The following is a 22,441-nucleotide window of genomic DNA, read 5'->3' as shown; positions in this document are numbered from 1 at the left end:
GCTATGGAATCTCAACGCAATATATTGCTAATCGGTCTGCTGTTTGTCAGCTTTTTAATGTGGCAACAATGGCAAACAGATAAAGCACCAAAACCGGCAACAGCTCAAACTGTTAGCCAAACTAACGCCGCCTCACAACACAGTGCTGACGTTCCAGAAGCAGATATCTCTGGGGAACCAATAGAATTACCTGCAAATAAAAACCTTATTAGCGTTAAAACTGATCAGCTTGATATTAAAATCAGCCCGATTGGTGGTGACATAGTTTATGCCGCATTAGTGGAACATAAACGCGAAATTGACAGTAGTGACCCATTTGTCATTTTAGAACAAAAGAACAATTTCACTTATATCGCCCAAAGCGGACTTATTGGTCGTGATGGTATTGATAGTAGTGCCAATGGTCGAGCTGCTTATAGTGTTCAAACCAATTCATATTCTTTAGCTGAAGGTAAAGACACATTAACCGTGCCATTTACTTATACAGCAGACAACGGTGTCACCTACGTAAAAACCTTTACGTTCACCCGTGGTCAATATGATGTCGGCGTAGATTACAGCATCAACAATACTTCGGCTGCACCGTTACAAGTGCAAATGTATGGTCAAATTAAGCAAACGATTAAAGAATCTGAAAGCAGCATGATGATGCCAACCTATCGTGGTGGTGCTTTCTCGGCTCAAGATACTCGTTATGAGAAATATAACTTTGACGATATGGCTGACAAAAATCTTGCTAAAGTAACACAGGGTGGTTGGGCAGCAATGCTACAACATTACTTTGTGTCAGCTTGGGTGCCGCCAGCAACAGATTCAAACACCATTTTCTCAAGTATGAGTGCTGGTGGAATGGCTAATATTGGTTTCCGTGGTGCGGTATATGATATTGCTCCTGGCGCAACTCAAGAAATTAGCTCACAGTTTTATGTTGGCCCTAAAAACCAAAAAGAGCTTTCAGCTATTTCTGAAACCTTAAACTTGGTTGTTGATTACGGTTTCTTATGGTGGTTAGCGATTCCAATCCATTGGTTATTGATGTTCTATCAATCATTTGTGGGCAATTGGGGTGTGGCTATTATTTTGATCACTCTCACCGTCCGTGGTGGTCTATATCCGCTGACTAAAAAGCAATATACCTCTATGGCCAAAATGCGTAATCTACAGCCTAAATTGGCAGAGATGAAAGAACGCTTTGGTGATGACCGTCAAAAGATGGGTCAAGCTATGATGGAGCTGTATAAGAAAGAGAAAGTAAACCCTATGGGCGGTTGCTTACCTATTCTATTACAAATGCCAATCTTCATTGCACTATATTGGGTGCTACTAGAAAGCTATGAATTACGCCACGCGCCATTCATGCTTTGGATTAATGATTTATCGGTCCAAGATCCATACTATGTATTGCCATTGTTAATGGGCTTATCAATGTTCTTGATGCAGAAAATGCAACCGGTAGCGCCAACAATGGATCCAATGCAAGTAAAAATGATGCAGTGGATGCCAGTTATCTTTACCGTATTCTTCTTATGGTTCCCAGCAGGTCTAGTACTTTACTGGCTAGTGGGTAACTTAGTTGCAATCACACAGCAGAAAATTATTTATGCTGGCCTTGAGAAAAATGGCATAAAATAAGCCTAAGCTCAATGTTGTATAACTGATTAAAAAGGCGGCTGATTAGCCGCCTTTTCCTTTATCAATTTTATAGGTAATACCGTGACAACAGACACTATTGTGGCACAAGCCACCGCCCCTGGACGAGGTGGCGTAGGCATCATTCGTATTTCTGGTGATTTAGCCACTAATGTCGCGACAGCGATTATTGGCCACATACCCAAAACGCGTTACGCAGAATATTGTGACTTTAACAATGCTGACGGTCAGGTGATTGATCAAGGGATTGCACTATTTTTTAAAGGACCAAATTCATTTACCGGCGAAGATGTCCTAGAACTGCAAGGCCATGGCGGTCAAATAGTACTCGACATGCTAATTAAGCGAGTGATGGAAATAGACGGTATTCGTATTGCTAGACCAGGTGAATTTAGCGAACAAGCCTTTATGAACGATAAACTCGACTTAACTCAAGCAGAAGCGATTGCTGACTTAATTGACGCCACCAGTGAACAAGCAGCAAAAAGTGCCTTGCAATCACTACAAGGTGAATTCTCAAAAGAAGTTCATGAGCTTGTCGACCAAGTCACCAACCTGCGTTTATATGTGGAAGCCGCGATTGATTTCCCCGATGAGGAAGTCGACTTTCTATCCGATGGTAAAATTGCCAACGCCTTATATAAAATCATCGATAAGCTAGACACAGTGCAAGCCAGCGCCAAACAAGGTTCAATCATCCGTGAAGGAATGAAAGTTGTGATTGCCGGCCGTCCTAATGCTGGTAAATCAAGCTTACTCAATGCATTAGCCGGTAAAGAATCGGCAATTGTGACTGAAATAGCAGGCACAACTCGTGACGTATTGCGGGAACATATCCACTTAGACGGTATGCCACTGCACATTATCGATACGGCTGGGTTACGAGACACACTCGATACGGTTGAACAAATAGGTATCGAACGCGCATGGGCAGAAATAGCCAGTGCCGATAGAGTCTTGTTTATGGTCGATGGCACCACAACTGACGCCATAGATCCGCACGAAATTTGGCCTGACTTTATCGACCGTCTACCAGCAAAGCTGGGAGTGACAGTGATACGTAATAAAGCTGACCTAACCGGTGAAACCTTAAATAACACCGAAGAGCAAGGTTACAGCGTTTATAGGATATCAGCTAAAACAGGTTTAGGGGTTGATGAGTTAAAGCAACACCTCAAATCATTAATGGGTTACCAAAGTAACTTAGAAGGTGGTTTTATTGCCCGCCGCCGCCATTTAGAAGCACTCGATCTTGCTGCAAATCATTTACAACTGGGTAAAGAACAACTTGAAGTGTATTTAGCTGGAGAGTTACTGGCAGAAGAACTGCGCATGACACAAATGGCCTTATCTGAGATCACCGGTAAATTCACCTCAGATGATCTATTGGGCAAGATTTTTGGCTCATTCTGTATTGGTAAATAGTGTATCGGTAAATAGGTGTAAATTGATGAAACTCGCCAATCACGTCGTGATACTCGACTTTGAAACCACAGGATTATCACCAGATAACGGTGACCGAGCCATAGAAATTGGTGCGGTTAAGTTAGTTAATGGTCAAATAGTCGATACTTTTCAGGAATTGATTAATCCTGGTCGGCGAGTCAATAGTTTTATTGAGCAATACACTGGTATTAGTAACGATATGCTTAAACATGCCCCTGCGTCCAAACAAGTCATGGGGCAGTTTGCTAAGTTTATTGATGGTTTTAATTTGGTGGCACACAATGCCAGCTTTGATAAAAAGTTTCTCGATGCTGAGTTTAGCCATAGCAAACTGTATTACACTGGTCAGTTTGCTTGCTCGTTATTATTATCAAGGCGGATAAGCCAAGATGCCCCCAACCATAAGCTTGGCACGCTTGTAGATCATCACCAGTTACCTAACGATGGTGTGTTTCACCGCGCTTTAGCCGATGCCACCATGACCAGCCATTTATGGTTACATCAAATAGATCTATTACAACTACAGCTGCCCAAGCAATCGATTACCATTGATATGATCAATAAAATATCCAGCCTACCAAAAGCGCAAATTGCGCGTTATTTGCGAACGATGAGCTAGTTACAACTCTTGCGATAACTTATCGACCAGCAATCTCACTTTGGGTGATAAATGGCGATTATGCGGATACAAAGCCCAAATACCTTCTTTAGGTTGTTGAAAAGGTGCCAGCAATACCACTAACTCCCCTTCAGTAATAGCATCATTGACGTAATATCCCGGTAACTGCACAATCCCCAAACCACAAATAGCCGCATTTAATAAACTTAAACCACTACTACAGGCTAAAGATCCATGCACTTTTACCGTCTTGGGTTTACCTTGCTCAACAAAATGCCAATGAGACTGACTGCCAATTAAACAATTGTGCTGGCTCAACTCTGATAATGCATAAGGCGTACCGAATTTAGCGATATAACTCGGGGCTGCGCACACATATTGGCTGCGACTCGTAAGCCGCTTTGCCATCATGGTCGAATTAGTTAACCGCCCTAACCTAATCGCCAAGTCATAACCACCATCCACTAAGTCAAGTTGCTGATTAGTCAGCTCACAAATCACTTCAATGTCAGGATATTGCTGCATAAAATCAATGACTATCGGCATGATAAACTTTTCACCGTAAGTCACTGGTGCAGTAATTCTAATCAGTCCTTGAGGCTTATCTTTTAAGCTTGAAATAGCACGTTCTGCTTCATCAAGACTGTTTAATACTTGGCGACAATGCTGATAATAAACCGTACCTTCTTCGGTTAACGATACTTTGCGGGTGGTGCGATAAAATAATTTGGTGTTTAAACGGTTTTCAAGCTGACTAATTTGTCGACTCACCTGCGCGGTAGAAATACTCAAACGCTTGCCAGCCACTGTAAAACTGTCAGTTTCGGCCACAGCCACAAATTCAAAAATGCCTTCCCACTTCATCATTATTACATTCTCGTAAAAGTCATTTGCAAAATAAGCTAATTATCATTCTATGATAAACAAATACAATGGCTAAATACACTATACTGTAGTAAAACCACTTAACCATGTTGACCATGGTCGTTAATGTTAAGGAAATCATTTATGTCAGCACAATTTATTAAATCCAAAGCCGCTATTGCTTGGGGACCTGGCCAACCACTATCGGTAGAAGAAGTCGACGTAATGTACCCAAAAGCGGGTGAAGTCATGGTACGTATTGTGGCATCTGGCGTTTGTCATACCGATGCTTTCACGCTTTCAGGTGATGATCCTGAAGGGGTATTCCCGGCGATTCTTGGTCATGAAGGCGGCGGTATTGTTCACATGGTCGGTGAAGGCGTTACTAGCGTACAAGTCGGCGATCATGTTATTCCGTTATACACAGCAGAATGTGGAGTATGTAAATTCTGTACTTCTGGTAAAACCAACCTTTGCAGCGCAGTGCGTGAAACTCAAGGTAAAGGGTTAATGCCAGACGGCACCACGCGTTTCTTTAAAGATGGTGAGCCAATTTTTCACTACATGGGTTGTTCAACATTTTCTGAGTACACAGTATTACCGGAAATATCATTAGCCAAAGTCAGTAAAGATGCGCCATTAGAAGAAGTATGTCTATTAGGCTGTGGTGTGACTACCGGTATGGGCGCTGTCTTGAAAACAGCTAAAGTTCAAAAAGGTGATACTGTCGCTATTTTTGGTTTAGGCGGTATTGGTCTATCGGCAATTATTGGTGCCACCATGGCTGGCGCCAGCCGAATTATTGGTATTGACCTTAACGAATCTAAATTCGAACTTGCCAAAAAATTAGGGGCAACCGACTGCATTAACCCTAAAAACTTTGATAAGCCGATTCAAGAAGTGATTGTAGAAATGACCGACGGTGGTGTCGATTTCTCATTTGAATGTATTGGTAACGTCAATGTAATGCGCAGTGCATTAGAATGCTGTCATAAAGGTTGGGGCGAATCCGTCATTATTGGTGTAGCAGGTGCAGGCCAAGAAATATCAACCCGTCCATTCCAATTAGTTACTGGTCGCGTATGGCGTGGCAGTGCATTTGGTGGCGTTAAAGGACGCAGTGAATTACCTGGTATTGTTGAGCAATACCTAGCTGGCGAATTTAAACTTGACCACTTTATAACTCACACCATGGGTATTGAAGGCATTAATGATGCATTTGATTTAATGCACAAAGGTGAAAGTATTCGCAGCGTGATCCACTTTGCCAAGTAACACTTAATTTATCATGACAGATGCAGTTAAGTGTAAAACGACTTAACTGCGGTTTGACAAATAAGGACACATCATGACCATTGAAAGTATCAGCAGTACCAAAGCATTTGGTGGTTGGCATAAGCAATACAGTCATCAATCAAGTACGCTTAATTGCACCATGCGGTTTGCTATTTACTTACCGCCACAAGCCGAAAGCCAAAAAGTGCCGGTTTTATATTGGTTGTCAGGGCTCACCTGTACTGATGAAAACTTTATGCAAAAAGCAGGTGCACAACGCATAGCAGCAGAGTTAGGCATGGCTATTGTCGCACCTGATACCAGCCCTAGAGGTGAAGGTGTTGCAGATGATACCGACGGCGCTTATGACTTTGGTTTAGGTGCAGGCTTTTATCTAAATGCCACCAAACCACCCTTTAGTCAGCATTACCAAATGTATGATTATGTGGTAAACGAATTGCCAGCACTGATTGAAGCCCATTTCCCAGTAACAGAGCAACGCAGTATTAGCGGCCACTCAATGGGTGGACATGGCGCGTTAACCATAGGATTAAAAAATCCGCACAGATATAACAGCCTGTCAGCATTTAGTCCTATTTGTCACCCAATGGACTGCCCATGGGGCATCAAAGCATTCCGTGGTTATTTAGGTGATGATCAGCAGCAATGGCAACAATACGATAGCTGCGAGTTAATGGCCAATAGCCAACAATTTGTGCCCACGCTGGTGGATCAAGGCAGTAATGACAACTTTTTAGACGAGCAGTTAAAACCACAAGCCTTAGTTCAAATAGCTAAAGACAAAGGTTATCCGCTTGAACTAAGAATGCAGCCAGGTTATGACCACAGCTATTATTTTATCGCAACGTTTATTGAAGACCATCTGCGTTTTCATGCTAAGCACTTAGCACTTAAATAAAATACAATATTTGATAGTTGTAATGAATCAATAAAAATGAAAACGAGCCATTTTGGCTCGTTTTTTTATACATTACAGTTAACGATTAGCATCTAACCGAGAGAAATAATCTTTTGCTGCAGCCCTAACCTTAGGAGCTAACAATAAAGCAGACGTCATCGTCGGTATCGCCATCAATGCATAAGCAGCATCAATAATATTCACAATTTCTTGCAAGCTGGCTGTCGCAGCAAACAAAATAGCTAATAAATAAAAGTACTGATAAAAACGAATACGTTTACGACCAAATAAAAAGGCAAAACATTGGCCACCATAAAATGCTTGAGTAAAAATGGTGCTAATACTAAAAAACACCACACATAAAATAAGCAAATATGGTCCAATACCTGGCATCGTAATTTCAAATGCCTGCGCCGATAAATTTACCCCTTCAGCATCAGTACCTTGCCACACACCCGAGATTAAAATAATCATCGCTGTTGCAGTGCAGACTAATAATGTATCAATAGCAGGGCCTAGCATGGCCACTAAACCTTCTTTTACTGGTTCATTAGTTTTGGCACTGCCATGAGCCATAACCTCTGTACCAATTCCAGCCTCATTCGAAAATGCAGCTCGGCGAATACCAATTAACATTGTCCCTAAAATTCCGCCGCCAACCGAATTTAACGAAAATGCTTCAGTGAAAATAAGACTAAAATAGCCAGGTACTTGCTCAATATTTGACACAATCACATAAGCGGCACAACTCATGTAAATTAAGATCATCATCGGCACAACTTTAGATGCTACGGTCGCAATACGCTTAATTCCACCAAGAATAACGCTTGCCACTATCACCATAACAACTATCCCTAAACTCAAATCAAGCCAAAAAGTCGATTGATCCGCCGGAAAATGACCTGGTTTAACAAATAACCACTCGCGGATTATCTGTACTAATTGATTTGAGTTAAACAGCGGGAAATTACCAATTAAGCCAACAACACAGAAAAATACCGCTAAAAAATGCCATTTTTTAGTTAACCCTTGAGTAATAATGTACATAGGGCCACCCTGTACATCACCATTTTCATCTTTACCACGATACATAATAGCCAAAGTACAAGTAAAAAACTTGGTCGCCATACCAACAATAGCGCTGATCCACATCCAGAAAATAGCTCCCGGACCACCGACCATAATAGCCACAGCAACACTACCAATATTTCCCATTCCCACGGTACCGGCCATAGCACTGGATAACGCCCCAGCATGGCTGATATGCCCTTCGGCGCCATCATCAGGATATTTACCTCTCACGACATTAATAGCGTGACCTATGTACCTAAAAGGCACAAAACGAGAATAAATAAGGAAGAATAAGCCACCGCCAACGAGTAAAATAAGCATGTGAGGACCCCATGCAAGGTCAGCTAGCTGTTTAGTAATATCAGCAAGATTCATTAAAACCTGTTGTTTTATTGTTAAATAGTAATTAAGAAAATACTGATATTACTCGCACAGCGCAATGAAAAATAAGCGTAAAATAGATGAATAAATTTAATAATTCGGAGTCAAGATGGCAAACGTAGCATTATTAGTAGGCACAACATTAGGCGGTTCAGAATATGTTGCCGATGAATTGGCAGCTCAACTTGATGAGTTAAACCATCAAACAAAGGTATTTATCGAGCCTAATATAGATGAATTAGCAGATTTTCCAGTGTGGATCCTTGTATGTTCTACTCATGGAGCAGGCGATCTTCCCGACAACATAGTGCCATTTCATAAGCAATTAATGATCGAAATGCCCGATCTTAACCATATAAAGTTCGCTTTATGTGCAATTGGTGACTCTAGTTACGATACTTTCTGCCAAGGGCCAGAAAAAATAACCGCACTACTTTTGCAAAATGGATCTAAAGCCATTGTGGATAAGATCCAAATCGATGTGCAACGAGACCCAATACCAGAAGAACCTGCTCTAGCGTGGTTATTGCAATGGCAGCATCTTATCTAAACATATAGATATCCGATCATTGTCTGCATAAATCGTGATCGACTCACAGATTAGATCATACTTATCCACAATATATTACTTATAAGTATAAGTTTGTGGATAAGCTATTATTTTTAGCGATCATAACTCTGTACTATTCACAGTCCGATCTGCTCAATGATCACCCTTGTGGATAACTACCCGATCTATCCCCATGTTATCTTGAGTTTGATCGCGATCAGATCACAGGTTAGTTTTAACTTTACCGTATGATTTTAAACAGAAATAAAAGTTATCAACAGAAAAGTCCGATCCTAATAATAAACATAATAAAAAGATCTATATAAAGATCTTAAGATCTATTAAGCAAACCGCATCTTGATCAATCAATGAAAAATGATCGTTCACGTTCAGACGAGCAAGTGCTAAAATGATCCAATCGAAAAAAGAATAAATTCGAATTTAACTTTCTTAGCTATCAAAGGTCAGATAATGCATTTTCATGAACGGTTTGATGTAATTGTTGTTGGTGGTGGTCATGCCGGAACTGAAGCAGCACTTGCAGCTGCAAGAATGGGCTCAAAAACATTATTGTTGACCCATAACATCGACACACTTGGCCAAATGTCTTGTAATCCTGCAATAGGCGGGATTGGTAAAGGCCACTTGGTAAAAGAAATTGACGCCTTAGGTGGAGCAATGGCAACCGCCACTGACTTTGCAGGTATTCAATTTAGAACATTAAATTCAAGCAAAGGTCCTGCCGTTCGTGCAACACGTGCCCAGGCAGACAGAGCGCTGTATCGTCAAAAAATCCAACATATATTACAAAACCAACCTAATTTACGTATATTCCAACAGGCTGTTGATGACCTAGTTGTTGAAAGCGATAAAGTTGTTGGTGTAGTAACACAAATGGGTTTAGCTTTCGAAGCACCAGCAATTGTATTAACAACGGGTACATTCTTAAGTGGTAAAATCCATATTGGTATGCAGAATTACAGTGGTGGTCGCGCAGGTGATCCACCGGCAATTGCATTAGCAAATCGATTACGTGAATTAAATATCCGTGTTGGCCGTTTAAAAACTGGGACACCACCACGTATCGATGCTAATACCATTGATTTTACACAAATGACTGAGCAAAAAGGCGACACACCACTGCCAGTAATGTCATTTGTTGGTGATGTTAGTCAGCATCCAAGACAAGTTTCATGTTTTATCACTCATACCAATGAGAAAACCCACGACATTATTCGTGGAGGACTTGATCGTAGCCCTATGTATTCAGGTGTTATAGAAGGGATTGGACCGCGTTATTGTCCGTCTATCGAAGACAAGATCCACCGTTTTGCGGATAAATCATCACATCAGATATTTATTGAGCCTGAAGGCCTAAGTACTAATGAAATTTATCCAAACGGTATATCAACCAGTTTACCGTTTGATGTACAGTTAAATTTAGTCCGTTCAATTAAAGGCATGGAAAACGCTGAAATTATGCGTCCTGGCTATGCTATTGAGTATGATTATTTTGATCCACGCGATCTTAAAAACTCATTAGAAACTAAAGCCATCGAAGGACTTTATTTCGCTGGTCAAATTAACGGTACTACTGGTTATGAAGAAGCCGGAGCTCAAGGTTTACTTGCTGGAATGAATGCATCACTGCAAGTTCAAGGCAAAGCAGCTTGGTGTCCTCGTCGTGATGAAGCTTATTTAGGTGTTTTAGTTGACGATTTATCAACCTTAGGTACAAAAGAACCATACCGCATGTTTACCAGCCGTGCGGAATATCGTTTATTACTTCGTGAAGATAATGCCGATTTACGTTTGACTGAAAAAGGCCGTGAATTAGGCTTAGTTGATGATAAGCGATGGGAATCATTTATTGCCAAAAGAGAATCGATCGAATTAGAACTTCAGCGCTTGCGCAGCCAATGGGTTCACCCAAATTCAGCTTTATTAGGGGTACTTAATCCACAATTAAACACCCCTATTTCACGTGAAGCATCATTTGAAGACTTGCTACGCCGTCCTGAAATGGATTATGCAAAGCTTATGTCATTAGAGGGTTTTGGTCCTGGACTTGAAGATCAACAAGCAGCTGAACAAGTACAAATTCAAGTTAAGTACTCTGGTTACATTCAGCGTCAGCAAGATGAAATTGATAAAGCGATCCGTCATGAAAACTCATTATTGCCACTTGATCTGGATTATCAAGAAGTGCCTGGTTTATCAAATGAAGTGATAGCAAAACTCAATAATCATAAACCTGACACAGTTGGACAAGCATCACGGATCTCAGGCATTACTCCTGCAGCGATCTCAATTTTGCTAGTACATTTGAAAAAACGAGGATTATTGCGAAAAATCGCATAAATATAGTTATTTTTTCAACTCAATACCACAAGGGAAGCCATAAGGCTTCCCTTAGTGCTTTTACGGCTTCATAATAACTGCCGTCTTTATCATGCAACCTACGAGGCTTTCTGTGTTATCTGCCCAACTTAAAACCTATTTAGCTGAAATGAATATGTCGGCCACTGAATTACAACAAAAACAATTAATAGGTTTTGTTGAAATGCTTGATAAATGGAATAAGGCTTATAATCTCACCGCCGTTCGTGATCCTGAGCAAATGTTAATCCGTCATGTTATGGACAGTTTAACCGTTTCTCCTTATCTTGAAGGACAACGTTTTATCGATGTGGGAACTGGCCCTGGTTTACCCGGGATCCCATTAGCGATTATGAATCCAGATAAGCAGTTTGTGTTGTTAGACAGTTTAGGTAAACGGATCCGTTTTCAAAAACAGGTTCAATTTGAATTAAAAATTAATAATATTACCTCGGTAGAAAGCCGTGTTGAAGCTTATAACCCAGAGATTAAATTTGATGGTGTGTTAAGTCGAGCATTTGCATCTATTCAAGATATGCTCAGTTGGTGTCATCATTTACCGACTGAGAAAGGCACTTTTTATGCGTTAAAAGGCCAGTTAAATCAGCAAGAATTACAAGATATGCCAACAGGATTTTTGTTGGTAGAAACCATTGTATTGCATGTACCAACGTTAGATGAACAGCGACATTTATTAAAAATTGCTAAGCAATAACTCGCATTTCTTTCGCTAATTAAGCTAACCGGACATCAATAACTTTAAGACAGGATGACATTGTGGGTAAAATCATTGCCGTAGCCAACCAGAAAGGTGGCGTTGGAAAAACAACAACTTGCGTTAATTTAGCCGCATCACTTGCCGCCACAAAGCGTAAAGTGTTGTTGATCGATTTAGATCCTCAAGGTAATGCGACTATGGGCAGTGGTGTCGATAAATATGAAGTCGATAACACCGCTTATGAATTATTAGTCGAAGAAAAACCCTTTGCCGAAATAGTCATTAAAAATACCATAGGTAAATATGATTTGATCGCGGGTAATGGTGATGTCACTGCTGCTGAAATTAAATTAATGGAATTTTATGCGCGTGAGATCCGTTTACGCAACGCATTAGCACCGATCAAAGATGATTATGACTTTATCTTTATTGACTGCCCGCCATCACTCAATATGTTAACTGTAAATGCCATGTCGGCTGCTGATTCTGTACTCGTGCCAATGCAATGCGAATATTATGCCTTAGAAGGCTTAACGGCGTTAATTGACACTATTACCAAGCTAGGCGCCATGGTTAACCCTACATTAAGCATAGAAGGCATTTTGCGGACTATGTATGATCCGCGAAATCGTTTATCTAATGATGTATCTGATCAACTCAAACAGCATTTTGGTGAGAAAGTGTATCGCACTGTGATACCGCGAAATGTTCGTTTAGCTGAAGCACCTAGTTTTGGTGCACCTGCCATGTATTACGACAAATCAAGTGCCGGAGCTAAAGCCTATTTAGCCCTGGCAGGTGAAATAATCCGTCGTGCAGAACAGCAAACTCAACCAAAACAAGCGTAGGATACAAAAATGACCATAAAAAAACGCGGTTTAGGTAAAGGCTTGGATGCCTTATTAAGCCACAGTAATACTGCTAGTCGTAAAAATGATCAAGTAGAAGAGCAGCAATCTGCAACGTTAAATGACTTACTACACCTTGATCTTGATTTATTACAACCAGGTAAATATCAACCACGTAAAGATATGTCGCCAGAAGCACTAGAAGAGCTAGCTGAATCAATTCGTGCTCAAGGTGTTATACAACCTATTATTATTCGTAAAATATCTGCAACTAATTATGAAATTATTGCCGGTGAACGTCGTTGGCGTGCAGCTCAACTAGCCAAACTTGATAAAGTACCGTGTATTGTAAAGCAAGTGGCTGATGATGCTGCGGTCGCTATCGCGCTAATTGAGAATATTCAACGTGAAGATTTAAATGCAATGGAAGAAGCCATTGCCTTGCAACGATTATTAGAAGAATTTGAATTAACCCATCAACAAGTGGCTGATGCAGTTGGTAAATCCCGTGTTAGTGTTTCTAATTTATTGCGTTTAAATAGCCTTAATGAGCCTGTTAAACGTTTGTTGGAAAATGGTGATATCGACATGGGCCACGCGCGGGCTTTATTGGCGGTAGAAGGCGATGAACAGACTAATTTAGCTCGATTAGTGGCCTCAAAAGAAATGACTGTTCGAGAAACTGAACGATTAGTTAATAAAGCCCTAAATCCGGCTAAAGACGCCGAAACACCAGCTAAAGATCATGATGTTAGTCGTTTAGAACAAGAGTTAATTGAAAGACTCGGTGCCAAGGTTGCCATCAATCATGGCAGTAAAGGTAAAGGCAAAATTGTAATAAATTACCAGAATCTAGCTGAATTAGACGGAATTTTAAGTAAAATCCGCTGAAATGTGCAACAAACCAATTTCATTAGTAAGTTTGTGACATAGCTCTAATTTTAGTTTTTGATTATTTAGCGCTGAATCGTGCGTAAAATCGTTGTTTTACTATCATCAAAGTTGCAAACAAAGCGCGAAAAGGTATACTTTGCAGGCTTTTTGAATCTTAAGGCTAGTTTAATATATTAAATTTAACATTAGGACCGCGAAAGGCAATAATGCGGAGATATGAAGTTGGGTAATGTTTTAGCGCGTCGTGGCAGGTTAGCAGCCTATAAATTAGTGCTGGTACAAGCGACAGTCGCGTGTATTATTTCAACACTATTTTTCGTTATGTGGGGAGCACAGTATGGCCTATCTGCGCTAGCAGGTGGCGTAATTGCTGTACTTCCTAATTTTGTATTCGCAACCCTAGCTTTCTCACATAGTGGGGCAAGCTCTGCAGCAAAAGTGATTAAAAGCTTTTACTGGGGGGAAGCGGTAAAGATGCTATTAACCATTGCATTATTTTCGTTAGTGTTTATCAATATAAAAGTTGGATTTATGCCGCTTTTTACCTGTTACTCATTAGTGTTAGTTGTACATTGGATAGCACCTTTATATTTCAAGCAAAGTTAAGTGGGATGAATCATGTCTGCAACTGGTGAAGAAATGACACAGCAGAGCTATATCCAACATCACCTTACCAATCTAACAGTTGGTGAAGGATTTTGGACTTGGAACATTGATTCGTTGCTCTTTTCGGTTGGGCTTGGAATGTTGTTCTTATGGCTGTTTTATCGTGCCGGCAAAAAAGCGACCACAGGCGTTCCTGGCAAATTTCAATGTTTTGTCGAGATGATTGTTGAGTTCGTTGATAGCAGTGTGAAAGAAACTTTTCACGGCCGCAATCCTGTTATTGCGCCTTTAGCTCTGACAATTTTCGTCTGGATTTTCATGATGAACTTCATGGATATGATCCCAGTCGATTGGTTACCTTCACTGGCTTTATTAGCTGGTGTTCCATACCTAAAAGTTGTCCCGACTACAGACGTTAACATTACCTTCAGCTTAGCTCTTGGTGTGTTTGTGCTGATTATTTATTACAGCATTAAAGTCAAAGGTGTTTCAGGTTTTGTTAAAGAACTAACATTTCAGCCTTTTAACCATTGGGCAATGATACCCGTCAACTTATTATTAGAAACAGTAACTTTAGTTGCGAAGCCGATTTCATTGGCTCTACGACTATTTGGTAACTTGTACGCTGGTGAGTTGATATTTATCCTTATTGCATTGATGTACGGTTCTAACGTGGCGTTATCTGCTCTAGGTGTAGGATTACAACTAGGTTGGTTAATTTTCCATATTTTAGTTATTACTTTACAAGCATTTATTTTCATGATGTTGACCATTGTTTATTTAAGCATGGCGCATGAAGATCACTAAGGGTAACCGAAAATTTTTTTGACCTAAATCATTAATAACAACGATTTAGAATATTGGAGATAGATATGGAAACTGTATTAGGAATGACGGCAATTGCTGTTGCTCTACTCATTGGTATGGGTGCATTAGGAACAGCTATTGGTTTCGGCCTTTTAGGTGGAAAGTTTTTAGAAGGTGCAGCTCGTCAGCCAGAAATGGCGCCTATGTTACAAGTTAAAATGTTCATCGTAGCGGGTCTTCTAGATGCCGTAACTATGATTGGTGTAGGTATTGCGCTATTTATGCTATTTACTAACCCATTGGGTGCAATGCTTTAACTAACGCTTCTGTCTTTAATCTAACTAGGAGGCTGTTGTGAATTTCAACGCTACCCTATTCGGTCAGACGGTTGCCTTTATTCTCTTCGTGTGGTTTTGCATGAAGTTTGTATGGCCTCCGTTGATGAATGCCATCGAAGAACGCCAGAAGAAAATTGCTGATGGTCTGGCTGATGCCGGCCGTGCAGCAAAAGATCTAGAGTTAGCACAAATTAAAGCTACTGAGCAACTAAAAGAAGCAAAAGTAACTGCCAACGAAATTATTGAGCAAGCTAATAAGCGTAAGGCTCAAATCGTTGAAGAAGCTAAAGTTGAAGCGCAAACTGAGCGAGCTAAAATTATCGCTCAGGGTCAAGCAGAAATTGAAAACGAACGTAATCGCGTGAAAGATGATTTGCGTAAGCAAGTTGCTCTACTAGCTATCGCTGGTGCAGAGAAAATTCTTGAACGCGTGATAGATCCAGAAGCCCACAGTGACATAGTTAATAAACTTGTTGCTGAAATTTGATTAAGGGAGTTGAGTTATGGCTGAATTAAGCACCATCGCTCGCCCTTACGCAAAGGCAGCTTTTGATTTTGCTGTTGAGCATAAAGCAGTAGAAAGTTGGACAGAAATGTTAACTTTCGCTTCATTGGTAAGTGAAAACGAATCAATAAAGCCACTGCTTAATGGTACTCTCGCGAGTACACAACTTGCCTCACTTTTTATAAAAGTATGCGGTGAGCAAGTCAATGAGCAAGGTCAAAACCTGATAAAGGTAATGGCTGAAAACGGTCGTTTAGGGATACTGTCAACAGTATCGCTACTTTTTGCTGAATACCGTAATGAGTGGGCAAAAGAAGTTGAAGCCGATGTGGTTTCTGCTACTGAGCTAAGCTCTGAGCAACAGCAGCAAATTAGTGTTTCTTTAGAGAAACGTCTCGCACGCAAAGTTAAGCTGAATTGCAGCATCGACGCATCGCTTATTGGCGGTGTAATTATTAAATCAGGCGACCTAGTCATTGATGGCTCGGTAAGCGGTAAGTTATCGCGTTTGTCTGAAAAGCTGCAGTCGTAATTGGGAGTTTGAGCATGCAACTGAATTCCACTGAAATCAGCGATCTGATTAAGCAGCGGATCCAGCAGTTCGACGTCGTTAGTGAAGCTCGCAACGAAGGTACAATCGTTGCAGTAAGTGACGGCATCATTCGCATTAACGGCCTAGCCGATGTAATGCAAGGTGAAATGATCGAACTGCCTGGTGGCTGTTTTGCAATCGCGTTGAATTTAGAACGTGATTCTGTCGGCGCCGTAGTAATGGGGCCTTATGCTAATTTAGCAGAAGGCGATAAAGTAAGAACCACTGGTCGTATTCTTGAAGTACCGGTGGGTCGTGGTCTACTTGGCCGCGTTGTTAACACTCTAGGTGAGCCTATTGACGGAAAAGGACCTATCGACAACGATGGTTTCTCTCCTGTTGAAGTGATTGCCCCAGGTGTTATTGAACGTAAGTCAGTATCACAACCAATTCAAACTGGTTATAAAGCCGTTGATGCCATGATCCCTATTGGTCGTGGTCAACGTGAATTGATTATTGGTGACCGTCAGACTGGTAAAACAGCGATGGCAATCGATGCAATTATCAACCAGAAAGAGTCAGGCATTAAGTGTGTCTATGTCGCTATTGGTCAGAAAGCTTCTACCATCGCTAACGTAGTACGCAAGCTTGAAGAACATGGTGCATTAGCTAACACTATTGTTGTTGTTGCCTCAGCTTCTGAAGCTGCCGCACTACAATATTTAGCGCCATATTCTGGTTGTTCTATGGGTGAATACTTCCGTGACCGCGGTGAAGATTCTTTAATCGTATATGATGATTTGTCTAAGCAAGCAGTTGCTTATCGTCAAATTTCACTACTATTGAAGCGTCCACCAGGACGTGAAGCATACCCAGGTGATGTTTTTTATCTACACTCTCGTTTATTAGAGCGTGCTTCACGCGTAAACGTGAATTATGTAGAAAAGTTCACTAAAGGTGCAGTAACAGGTAAAACCGGTTCGTTAACCGCTTTGCCTATTATTGAAACCCAAGCTGGTGATGTATCAGCGTTCGTACCGACTAACGTAATTTCTATTACAGATGGTCAAATCTTCCTTGAGACTGATTTGTTTAACTCTGGACTACGTCCAGCAGTTAACCCAGGTATTTCAGTTTCTCGTGTTGGTGGTGCTGCGCAGACTAAAATCATCAAGAAACTGTCTGGCGGTATTCGTACTGCACTTGCACAGTATCGAGAGCTTGCTGCGTTCTCACAGTTTGCGTCTGATTTAGATGATGCAACTCGTGCTCAACTTGAGCATGGTGAGCGTGTAACCGAATTAATGAAGCAAAAGCAATATGCTCCTATGAGCGTTGCTGCCCAGTCTGTGTCTATTTTCGCAGCTGAAAAAGGCTACCTTAAAGGTGTTGCTTTAAATGAAATCGGTCGCTTCGAGGCCTCTCTGCTTTCATACATGAACAGTCAACATGCTGACCTAATGAACACCATCAATGCTACTGGCGATTATAACGCTGATATCGAAGGTGAGTTAAAGGCAGGCATGGACAAGTTCATTGAAACCCAAACCTGGTAATAATGAACACGGGGTGTCATTAGGCACCTCAGGTCCCAGATTGGAGAGTAGAGATGGCCAGCGCTAAAGAGATTAAAACCAAGATCGCGAGTGTTAAAAATACTCAGAAGATCACTTCCGCTATGGAAATGGTTGCCGCCAGCAAAATGCGCAGAGCGCAAGAACGCATGGCAGCTAGCCGTCCATATGCAGAAAATATGCGTAAGGTGATCGGTCACGTAGCGCAAGGTACTCTCGAGTATAAACACCCCTATTTAGAGGTGAGAGATGCCAAGCGGGTTGGTTACATTGTTGTAGCAACCGACCGTGGCCTTTGTGGTGGTTTGAACGTCAACCTCTTTAAAAAGGTTGTGTCAGACGTTAAAAAATGGAAAGAACAAGGTGCAGACGTTGAGTTTTGCCCAATTGGTGCCCGTTCTGTTCAGTTTTTTAAAAGCTTTGGTGGTGAAGTTTCCGCCCATGCATCAGGTTTAGGCGATGCGCCAAAACTTGTTGATTTGATTGGCACAGTACGTGTCATGTTAAAAGCTTACAACGAAGGTAAATTGGATCGTCTGTACATTGTGTTTAACAAGTTTGTTAATACAATGACCCAGACTCCGGTGATCGAACAGCTGCTACCTTTACCTAAGTCAGATGAAGAAGTAGCTAGTTATCCTTGGGATTATATTTACGAGCCAGATCCAAAAGAAGTTTTAGATCTATTGTTAACTCGTTATGTAGAGTCTCAAGTATATCAAGGTGTTGTTGAGAATATTGCCTCTGAACAAGCTGCCCGTATGGTAGCTATGAAGGCGGCAACAGACAACGCTGGCGAAATGATCGATGATTTGCAACTCGTCTATAACAAGGCCCGTCAGGCTGCGATTACGCAAGAACTGTCGGAAATTGTATCAGGCGCTGCAGCGGTTTAGGTTTAGGTAACGAAATCAAGTTTAGAGGATTAATCATGAGCACAGGTACTGTTGTCCAAGTAATTGGCGCGGTTGTGGACGTAGAGTTTCCACAAGATTCTGTACCTCGAGTATATGACGCTCTGAAGATCACTGGTGAAGGCGCCTGTAATGGTTTGGTGCTGGAAGTTCAGCAGCAACTAGGTGGTGGTGTTGTTCGTACCATCGCTATGGGTTCTTCTGATGGTCTGCGTCGTGGTCTAGAGGTAGCAAACTCAGGTTCACCAATTACTGTTCCGGTAGGGGTTGCAACCCTTGGCCGTATTATGAACGTATTGGGTGAGCCTATCGATGAAGCGGGTCCTATTGGTGAAGAAGAGCGTTATGTTATTCACCGTGCAGCCCCTTCATACGAAGATCAGTCAAATTCAACTGAGCTATTAGAGACGGGTATCAAGGTTATCGACCTTGTTTGTCCTTTCGCTAAAGGTGGTAAAGTCGGTCTGTTCGGTGGTGCTGGTGTTGGTAAAACAGTCAACATGATGGAACTGATTAACAACATCGCCAAAGCTCACTCTGGTCTTTCTGTTTTCGCTGGTGTTGGTGAGCGTACCCGTGAGGGTAACGACTTCTACTACGAGATGGAAGATTCAGGCGTATTAGACAAAGTAGCCATGGTTTATGGTCAGATGAACGAGCCTCCAGGTAACCGTTTACGCGTAGCGTTAACTGGCCTGAGTATCGCTGAAAAGTTCCGTGACGAAGGTCGTGACGTATTGTTGTTCGTGGACAACATTTACCGTTACACCTTAGCGGGTACTGAAGTATCTGCACTACTAGGTCGTATGCCTTCTGCAGTAGGTTATCAGCCAACACTAGCTGAAGAGATGGGTGTTCTTCAAGAACGTATCACTTCAACTAAGTCTGGTTCGATTACTTCTGTACAAGCAGTATATGTACCTGCGGATGACTTAACTGATCCGTCACCAGCAACAACCTTCGCTCACTTAGATGCGACTGTTGTATTGTCTCGTCAAATTGCATCTTTGGGTATTTACCCAGCGGTTGACCCATTGGATTCGACTTCACGTCAGTTAGATCCACAGGTTGTTGGCCAAGAGCATTATGATGTTGCAAACGGTGTACAAACTGTATTACAGCGTTATAAAGAGCTGAAAGACATTATTGCTATCTTGGGTATGGATGAATTGTCAGATGATGATAAAACCATGGTATTCCGAGCACGTAAGATTGAGCGTTTCTTATCTCAACCTTTCTTCGTAGCAGAAGTCTTCACTGGTTCTCCAGGTAAGTACGTTTCTCTTAAAGACACAATTCGTGGCTTCAAGGGTATCTTGGAAGGTGAGTTCGATCACATCCCAGAGCAAGCGTTCTACATGGTTGGCTCAATCGATGAAGCTGTCGAAAAAGCTAACAAAAAGAAATAACTAGGCCGTAAAGCTTAGTTCTTTAAGGAGAACTTGATGGCAGCCAAAACAGTCCAACTTGATATTGTTAGTGCCGAAAACAGCATCTTCCATGGCCAAGTTAGCTTTTTAGAAGTTAATGGTGCTGAAGGTGAGTTAGGTATTATGCCTAACCATGTTGCGTTACTGACAAAAATCAAGCCTGGTATGGCGCGCTTTATCAAGCAAGATGGCAGTGAAGAAGTGTTGTATTTATCAGGTGGTTTACTTGAAGTACAACCTACTGCAATTTCAGTGCTTGCTGATGTAGCATTACGTGCCGATGATATTGATGAGAAAGCTGCTTTAGAAGCCAAAGAACGTGCAGAGCAAGCAATTGCTAATGCCGGCACTGACTTCAATTATGAAGCTGCTGCAATCGAATTAGCCAAATCTATGGCTCAATTACGTGTTGTTGAATGCATCAAGAAAAATATCACCAGATAATCTGATTATTTGACGCTTAAAAGGCGACTCTTACGAGTCGCCTTTTTTATTGCCTATTACTGGCTAACTTAGCGCCTTTATTTTCACTTTGGTTCGTATTCCGCTAAAATGTCTGCAAATCTCTATCTGTTCATTAAAGGAATGCTCAATGTCGTTAAATGTTGTGATCTTAGCTGCAGGAAAAGGAACTCGGATGCGCTCAGATCTGCCAAAAGTGCTGCATCCCATTGCCCATAAAAGTATGGTGCAACATGTTATTGATACTGCCAATTCTTTAGGGTCATCGGCTATTCAATTAGTGTATGGCTATGGTGCAGATAAATTACAAGCGGCTTTAGGTGAGCAAGCATTAAATTGGGTATTGCAAGCAGAACAACTCGGTACTGGCCATGCCGTTGCCCAAGCTAATCCAAATATTAACGACGACGACACGGTATTGATTCTTTATGGTGATGTGCCACTAATTCAACAATCGACCTTAGAAGCTTTATTGGCCGTTCGTCCTGCTAATGGTCTTGCTATCTTAACGGTCAATTTACCTAATCCAACAGGTTATGGTCGTATCGTTCGTGAACAGGGTAAAGTCGTCGGAATTATTGAACAAAAAGATGCTAATGCTGAGCAGTTAGCCATTAACGAAGTGAATACCGGCATTATGGCGGTACCCGGTAAGCAGTTAAAAGCATGGTTAAATCGTTTATCTAATAATAATGCTCAAGGCGAATACTATTTAACTGACATTATCGCCATGGCTAATGCCGATGGTGTTGAAATTACTACCTCACAACCACAATCAGCTATTGAAGTTGAAGGTGCTAATAACCGCGTACAACTTGCGCAGTTAGAGCGAGCTTACCAAGCTCGATCTGCTGAAAAAATGATGCTTGAAGGCGCTAATTTACGCGACCCTGCCCGTATTGATATTCGCGGTAACGTGACTGTTGGTATGGATGTGATGATTGATGTTAACGTTATTTTTCAAGGTCAAGTGACCTTAGGTAATAACGTCACAATTGGTGCTGGTGCTATTTTGATTGATTGCGACATTGCCGATAATGCCGAAATTAAACCTTATACTATCGTTGAAGGCGCTAAGCTTGGACAAGCTGCGAGCGCAGGACCTTTTGCTCGCTTACGCCCAGGGGCAGAGCTTAAAGAAGATGCTCATATAGGCAACTTTGTTGAAATTAAAAAGAGTGTATTAGGTAAAGGTTCAAAAGCAGGCCACTTGGCTTATTTAGGCGATGCACAAATTGGCGCAGGCGTTAATATCGGTGCCGGTACTATTACCTGTAACTATGACGGTGCCAATAAGTTTATTACTACTATTGAGGATGGTGTATTCGTCGGTAGTGATACCCAGTTAGTTGCGCCTGTTACCATAGGCAAAAATGCCACGTTAGGTGCCGGCTCAACTATAACCAAAGATGTTGCTGAAAATGAACTGGTGATTACACGCGTTAAACAGCGTCATATTACCGGTTGGCAACGTCCAGTTAAAATAAAAAAATAAGCTTTAATATTCTAAAATCTAAAAGCCTCTGCATATGTCAGCAATGCCGATCGTTTAAGGGCACTTGACCGATCTTGCAGATGAAAGATAATCCCTACCAGTATTCTGGTGGGGATTTTTTATGTTTGAGCAAGAGCTTGAATTAGTTCATGAGTCTGTTGAAG

Annotated in this window: 22 protein-coding genes; 20 read left to right on the top strand and 2 right to left on the bottom strand. The window is 41.4% G+C overall.

The window, feature by feature from the left end:
- Positions 1–3 precede the first annotated feature (3 nt).
- The 3 genes from yidC to H5125_RS13555 all read left to right on the top strand — a co-directional run bounded on the left by yidC (position 4) and on the right by H5125_RS13555 (position 3,715).
- Positions 4–1,632: a membrane protein insertase YidC gene (gene yidC, locus H5125_RS13565; RefSeq protein ID WP_162024243.1), complete on the top strand. Its 1,629-nt coding sequence runs from the start codon at positions 4–6 to the stop codon at positions 1,630–1,632.
- An 81-nt stretch (positions 1,633–1,713) separates the two neighbouring features.
- Positions 1,714–3,075 carry a tRNA uridine-5-carboxymethylaminomethyl(34) synthesis GTPase MnmE gene (gene mnmE, locus H5125_RS13560; RefSeq protein ID WP_101087361.1) on the top strand — a complete coding sequence of 454 codons (1,362 nt, stop codon included), beginning with the start codon at positions 1,714–1,716 and terminating at the stop codon, positions 3,073–3,075.
- A gap of 25 nt (positions 3,076–3,100) precedes the next feature.
- Positions 3,101–3,715 (top strand): PolC-type DNA polymerase III, encoded by a 615-nt coding sequence (locus tag H5125_RS13555; protein ID WP_182744498.1) that lies wholly within the window; start codon positions 3,101–3,103, stop codon positions 3,713–3,715.
- Here H5125_RS13555 and H5125_RS13550 read toward each other — a convergent pair whose 3' ends face one another.
- Positions 3,716–4,582, bottom strand: a complete 867-nt coding sequence (locus H5125_RS13550) for a LysR substrate-binding domain-containing protein (RefSeq protein ID WP_101087359.1) — start codon at positions 4,580–4,582, stop codon at positions 3,716–3,718.
- A 141-nt stretch (positions 4,583–4,723) separates the two neighbouring features.
- Between H5125_RS13550 and H5125_RS13545 the strand changes: the two genes are divergently transcribed.
- Together H5125_RS13545 and fghA are read left to right on the top strand one after the other, a co-directional pair.
- Entirely contained in the window at positions 4,724–5,854 is a 1,131-nt protein-coding gene (locus H5125_RS13545) for an S-(hydroxymethyl)glutathione dehydrogenase/class III alcohol dehydrogenase (protein WP_011639464.1), read from the top strand.
- Between the two features lie 73 nt (positions 5,855–5,927).
- Positions 5,928–6,773, top strand: a complete 846-nt coding sequence (gene fghA / locus H5125_RS13540; RefSeq protein ID WP_182744497.1) for an S-formylglutathione hydrolase — start codon at positions 5,928–5,930, stop codon at positions 6,771–6,773.
- Between the two features lie 78 nt (positions 6,774–6,851).
- On the opposite strand, the gene H5125_RS13535 is transcribed toward fghA, so the two are convergent.
- Complete coding sequence (locus tag H5125_RS13535) at positions 6,852–8,165, bottom strand: sodium:alanine symporter family protein (RefSeq protein WP_254439842.1); 1,314 nt, start codon at positions 8,163–8,165, stop codon at positions 6,852–6,854.
- A gap of 169 nt (positions 8,166–8,334) precedes the next feature.
- Here H5125_RS13535 and mioC point away from each other — a divergent pair, with 169 nt between their 5' ends.
- The 15 genes from mioC (at position 8,335) to glmU (ending at position 22,277) form a co-directional block, all read left to right on the top strand.
- The gene (gene mioC / locus H5125_RS13530) at positions 8,335–8,775 is read left to right on the top strand and encodes an FMN-binding protein MioC (protein WP_182744496.1); all 441 of its coding nucleotides are present in this window, start codon (positions 8,335–8,337) and stop codon (positions 8,773–8,775) included.
- Positions 8,776–9,246: 471 nt separating this feature from the next.
- Positions 9,247–11,136 carry a tRNA uridine-5-carboxymethylaminomethyl(34) synthesis enzyme MnmG gene (gene mnmG / locus H5125_RS13525; protein WP_101087355.1) on the top strand — a complete coding sequence of 630 codons (1,890 nt, stop codon included), beginning with the start codon at positions 9,247–9,249 and terminating at the stop codon, positions 11,134–11,136.
- A gap of 112 nt (positions 11,137–11,248) precedes the next feature.
- The gene (gene rsmG / locus H5125_RS13520) at positions 11,249–11,869 is read left to right on the top strand and encodes a 16S rRNA (guanine(527)-N(7))-methyltransferase RsmG (RefSeq protein ID WP_101087354.1); all 621 of its coding nucleotides are present in this window, start codon (positions 11,249–11,251) and stop codon (positions 11,867–11,869) included.
- A 62-nt stretch (positions 11,870–11,931) separates the two neighbouring features.
- Positions 11,932–12,720, top strand: coding sequence for a ParA family protein (locus H5125_RS13515; protein ID WP_101087353.1), 789 nt, complete (start codon positions 11,932–11,934; stop codon positions 12,718–12,720).
- Between the two features lie 9 nt (positions 12,721–12,729).
- The gene (locus H5125_RS13510) at positions 12,730–13,611 is read left to right on the top strand and encodes a ParB/RepB/Spo0J family partition protein (RefSeq protein ID WP_101087352.1); all 882 of its coding nucleotides are present in this window, start codon (positions 12,730–12,732) and stop codon (positions 13,609–13,611) included.
- A gap of 225 nt (positions 13,612–13,836) precedes the next feature.
- Positions 13,837–14,220 (top strand): ATP synthase subunit I, encoded by a 384-nt coding sequence (locus H5125_RS13505; protein ID WP_101087392.1) that lies wholly within the window; start codon positions 13,837–13,839, stop codon positions 14,218–14,220.
- Positions 14,221–14,232: 12 nt separating this feature from the next.
- The gene (atpB, locus tag H5125_RS13500; protein WP_101087351.1) at positions 14,233–15,027 is read left to right on the top strand and encodes a F0F1 ATP synthase subunit A; all 795 of its coding nucleotides are present in this window, start codon (positions 14,233–14,235) and stop codon (positions 15,025–15,027) included.
- 65 nt (positions 15,028–15,092) lie between these two features.
- Complete coding sequence (gene atpE, locus H5125_RS13495) at positions 15,093–15,344, top strand: F0F1 ATP synthase subunit C (RefSeq protein ID WP_011639455.1); 252 nt, start codon at positions 15,093–15,095, stop codon at positions 15,342–15,344.
- Between the two features lie 37 nt (positions 15,345–15,381).
- Entirely contained in the window at positions 15,382–15,852 is a 471-nt protein-coding gene (gene atpF, locus H5125_RS13490; RefSeq protein WP_101087350.1) for a F0F1 ATP synthase subunit B, read from the top strand.
- 16 nt (positions 15,853–15,868) lie between these two features.
- Complete coding sequence (gene atpH / locus H5125_RS13485; protein ID WP_101087349.1) at positions 15,869–16,402, top strand: F0F1 ATP synthase subunit delta; 534 nt, start codon at positions 15,869–15,871, stop codon at positions 16,400–16,402.
- A 14-nt stretch (positions 16,403–16,416) separates the two neighbouring features.
- Entirely contained in the window at positions 16,417–17,958 is a 1,542-nt protein-coding gene (gene atpA, locus H5125_RS13480) for a F0F1 ATP synthase subunit alpha (protein ID WP_101087348.1), read from the top strand.
- Positions 17,959–18,011: 53 nt separating this feature from the next.
- The gene (atpG, locus tag H5125_RS13475) at positions 18,012–18,872 is read left to right on the top strand and encodes a F0F1 ATP synthase subunit gamma (protein ID WP_101087347.1); all 861 of its coding nucleotides are present in this window, start codon (positions 18,012–18,014) and stop codon (positions 18,870–18,872) included.
- A 35-nt stretch (positions 18,873–18,907) separates the two neighbouring features.
- Positions 18,908–20,299, top strand: coding sequence for a F0F1 ATP synthase subunit beta (atpD, locus tag H5125_RS13470; protein WP_101087346.1), 1,392 nt, complete (start codon positions 18,908–18,910; stop codon positions 20,297–20,299).
- Positions 20,300–20,335: 36 nt separating this feature from the next.
- A complete protein-coding gene (locus H5125_RS13465) occupies positions 20,336–20,764 on the top strand; it encodes a F0F1 ATP synthase subunit epsilon (RefSeq protein WP_101087345.1) in 429 nt (142 codons plus the stop codon).
- Between the two features lie 148 nt (positions 20,765–20,912).
- Positions 20,913–22,277: a bifunctional UDP-N-acetylglucosamine diphosphorylase/glucosamine-1-phosphate N-acetyltransferase GlmU gene (gene glmU / locus H5125_RS13460; protein ID WP_182744495.1), complete on the top strand. Its 1,365-nt coding sequence runs from the start codon at positions 20,913–20,915 to the stop codon at positions 22,275–22,277.
- Positions 22,278–22,441 lie beyond the last annotated feature (164 nt).

Source organism: Shewanella sp. SR44-4, assembly GCF_014163715.1.
Taxonomy (GTDB): Bacteria; Pseudomonadota; Gammaproteobacteria; order Enterobacterales; family Shewanellaceae; genus Shewanella.
Note: the sequence above shows the minus strand (reverse complement) of the source record. Positions and strands in the feature narration are given on the sequence as shown.

Excerpts from the sequence above, each read along its gene's own strand:
- yidC (WP_162024243.1), top strand. The coding sequence starts at position 4 with ATGGAATCTCAACGCAATATATTGCTAATCGGTCTGCTGTTTGTCAGC.
- H5125_RS13555 (WP_182744498.1), top strand. The coding sequence starts at position 3,101 with ATGAAACTCGCCAATCACGTCGTGATACTCGACTTTGAAACCACAGGA.
- H5125_RS13550 (WP_101087359.1), bottom strand. The coding sequence starts at position 4,582 with ATGATGAAGTGGGAAGGCATTTTTGAATTTGTGGCTGTGGCCGAAACT.
- H5125_RS13545 (WP_011639464.1), top strand. The coding sequence starts at position 4,724 with ATGTCAGCACAATTTATTAAATCCAAAGCCGCTATTGCTTGGGGACCT.
- fghA (WP_182744497.1), top strand. The coding sequence starts at position 5,928 with ATGACCATTGAAAGTATCAGCAGTACCAAAGCATTTGGTGGTTGGCAT.
- H5125_RS13535 (WP_254439842.1), bottom strand. The coding sequence starts at position 8,165 with ATGCTTATTTTACTCGTTGGCGGTGGCTTATTCTTCCTTATTTATTCT.
- mioC (WP_182744496.1), top strand. The coding sequence starts at position 8,335 with ATGGCAAACGTAGCATTATTAGTAGGCACAACATTAGGCGGTTCAGAA.
- mnmG (WP_101087355.1), top strand. The coding sequence starts at position 9,247 with ATGCATTTTCATGAACGGTTTGATGTAATTGTTGTTGGTGGTGGTCAT.
- H5125_RS13510 (WP_101087352.1), top strand. The coding sequence starts at position 12,730 with ATGACCATAAAAAAACGCGGTTTAGGTAAAGGCTTGGATGCCTTATTA.
- atpB (WP_101087351.1), top strand. The coding sequence starts at position 14,233 with ATGTCTGCAACTGGTGAAGAAATGACACAGCAGAGCTATATCCAACAT.
- atpE (WP_011639455.1), top strand. The coding sequence starts at position 15,093 with ATGGAAACTGTATTAGGAATGACGGCAATTGCTGTTGCTCTACTCATT.
- atpH (WP_101087349.1), top strand. The coding sequence starts at position 15,869 with ATGGCTGAATTAAGCACCATCGCTCGCCCTTACGCAAAGGCAGCTTTT.
- atpA (WP_101087348.1), top strand. The coding sequence starts at position 16,417 with ATGCAACTGAATTCCACTGAAATCAGCGATCTGATTAAGCAGCGGATC.
- atpG (WP_101087347.1), top strand. The coding sequence starts at position 18,012 with ATGGCCAGCGCTAAAGAGATTAAAACCAAGATCGCGAGTGTTAAAAAT.
- atpD (WP_101087346.1), top strand. The coding sequence starts at position 18,908 with ATGAGCACAGGTACTGTTGTCCAAGTAATTGGCGCGGTTGTGGACGTA.
- H5125_RS13465 (WP_101087345.1), top strand. The coding sequence starts at position 20,336 with ATGGCAGCCAAAACAGTCCAACTTGATATTGTTAGTGCCGAAAACAGC.
- glmU (WP_182744495.1), top strand. The coding sequence starts at position 20,913 with ATGTCGTTAAATGTTGTGATCTTAGCTGCAGGAAAAGGAACTCGGATG.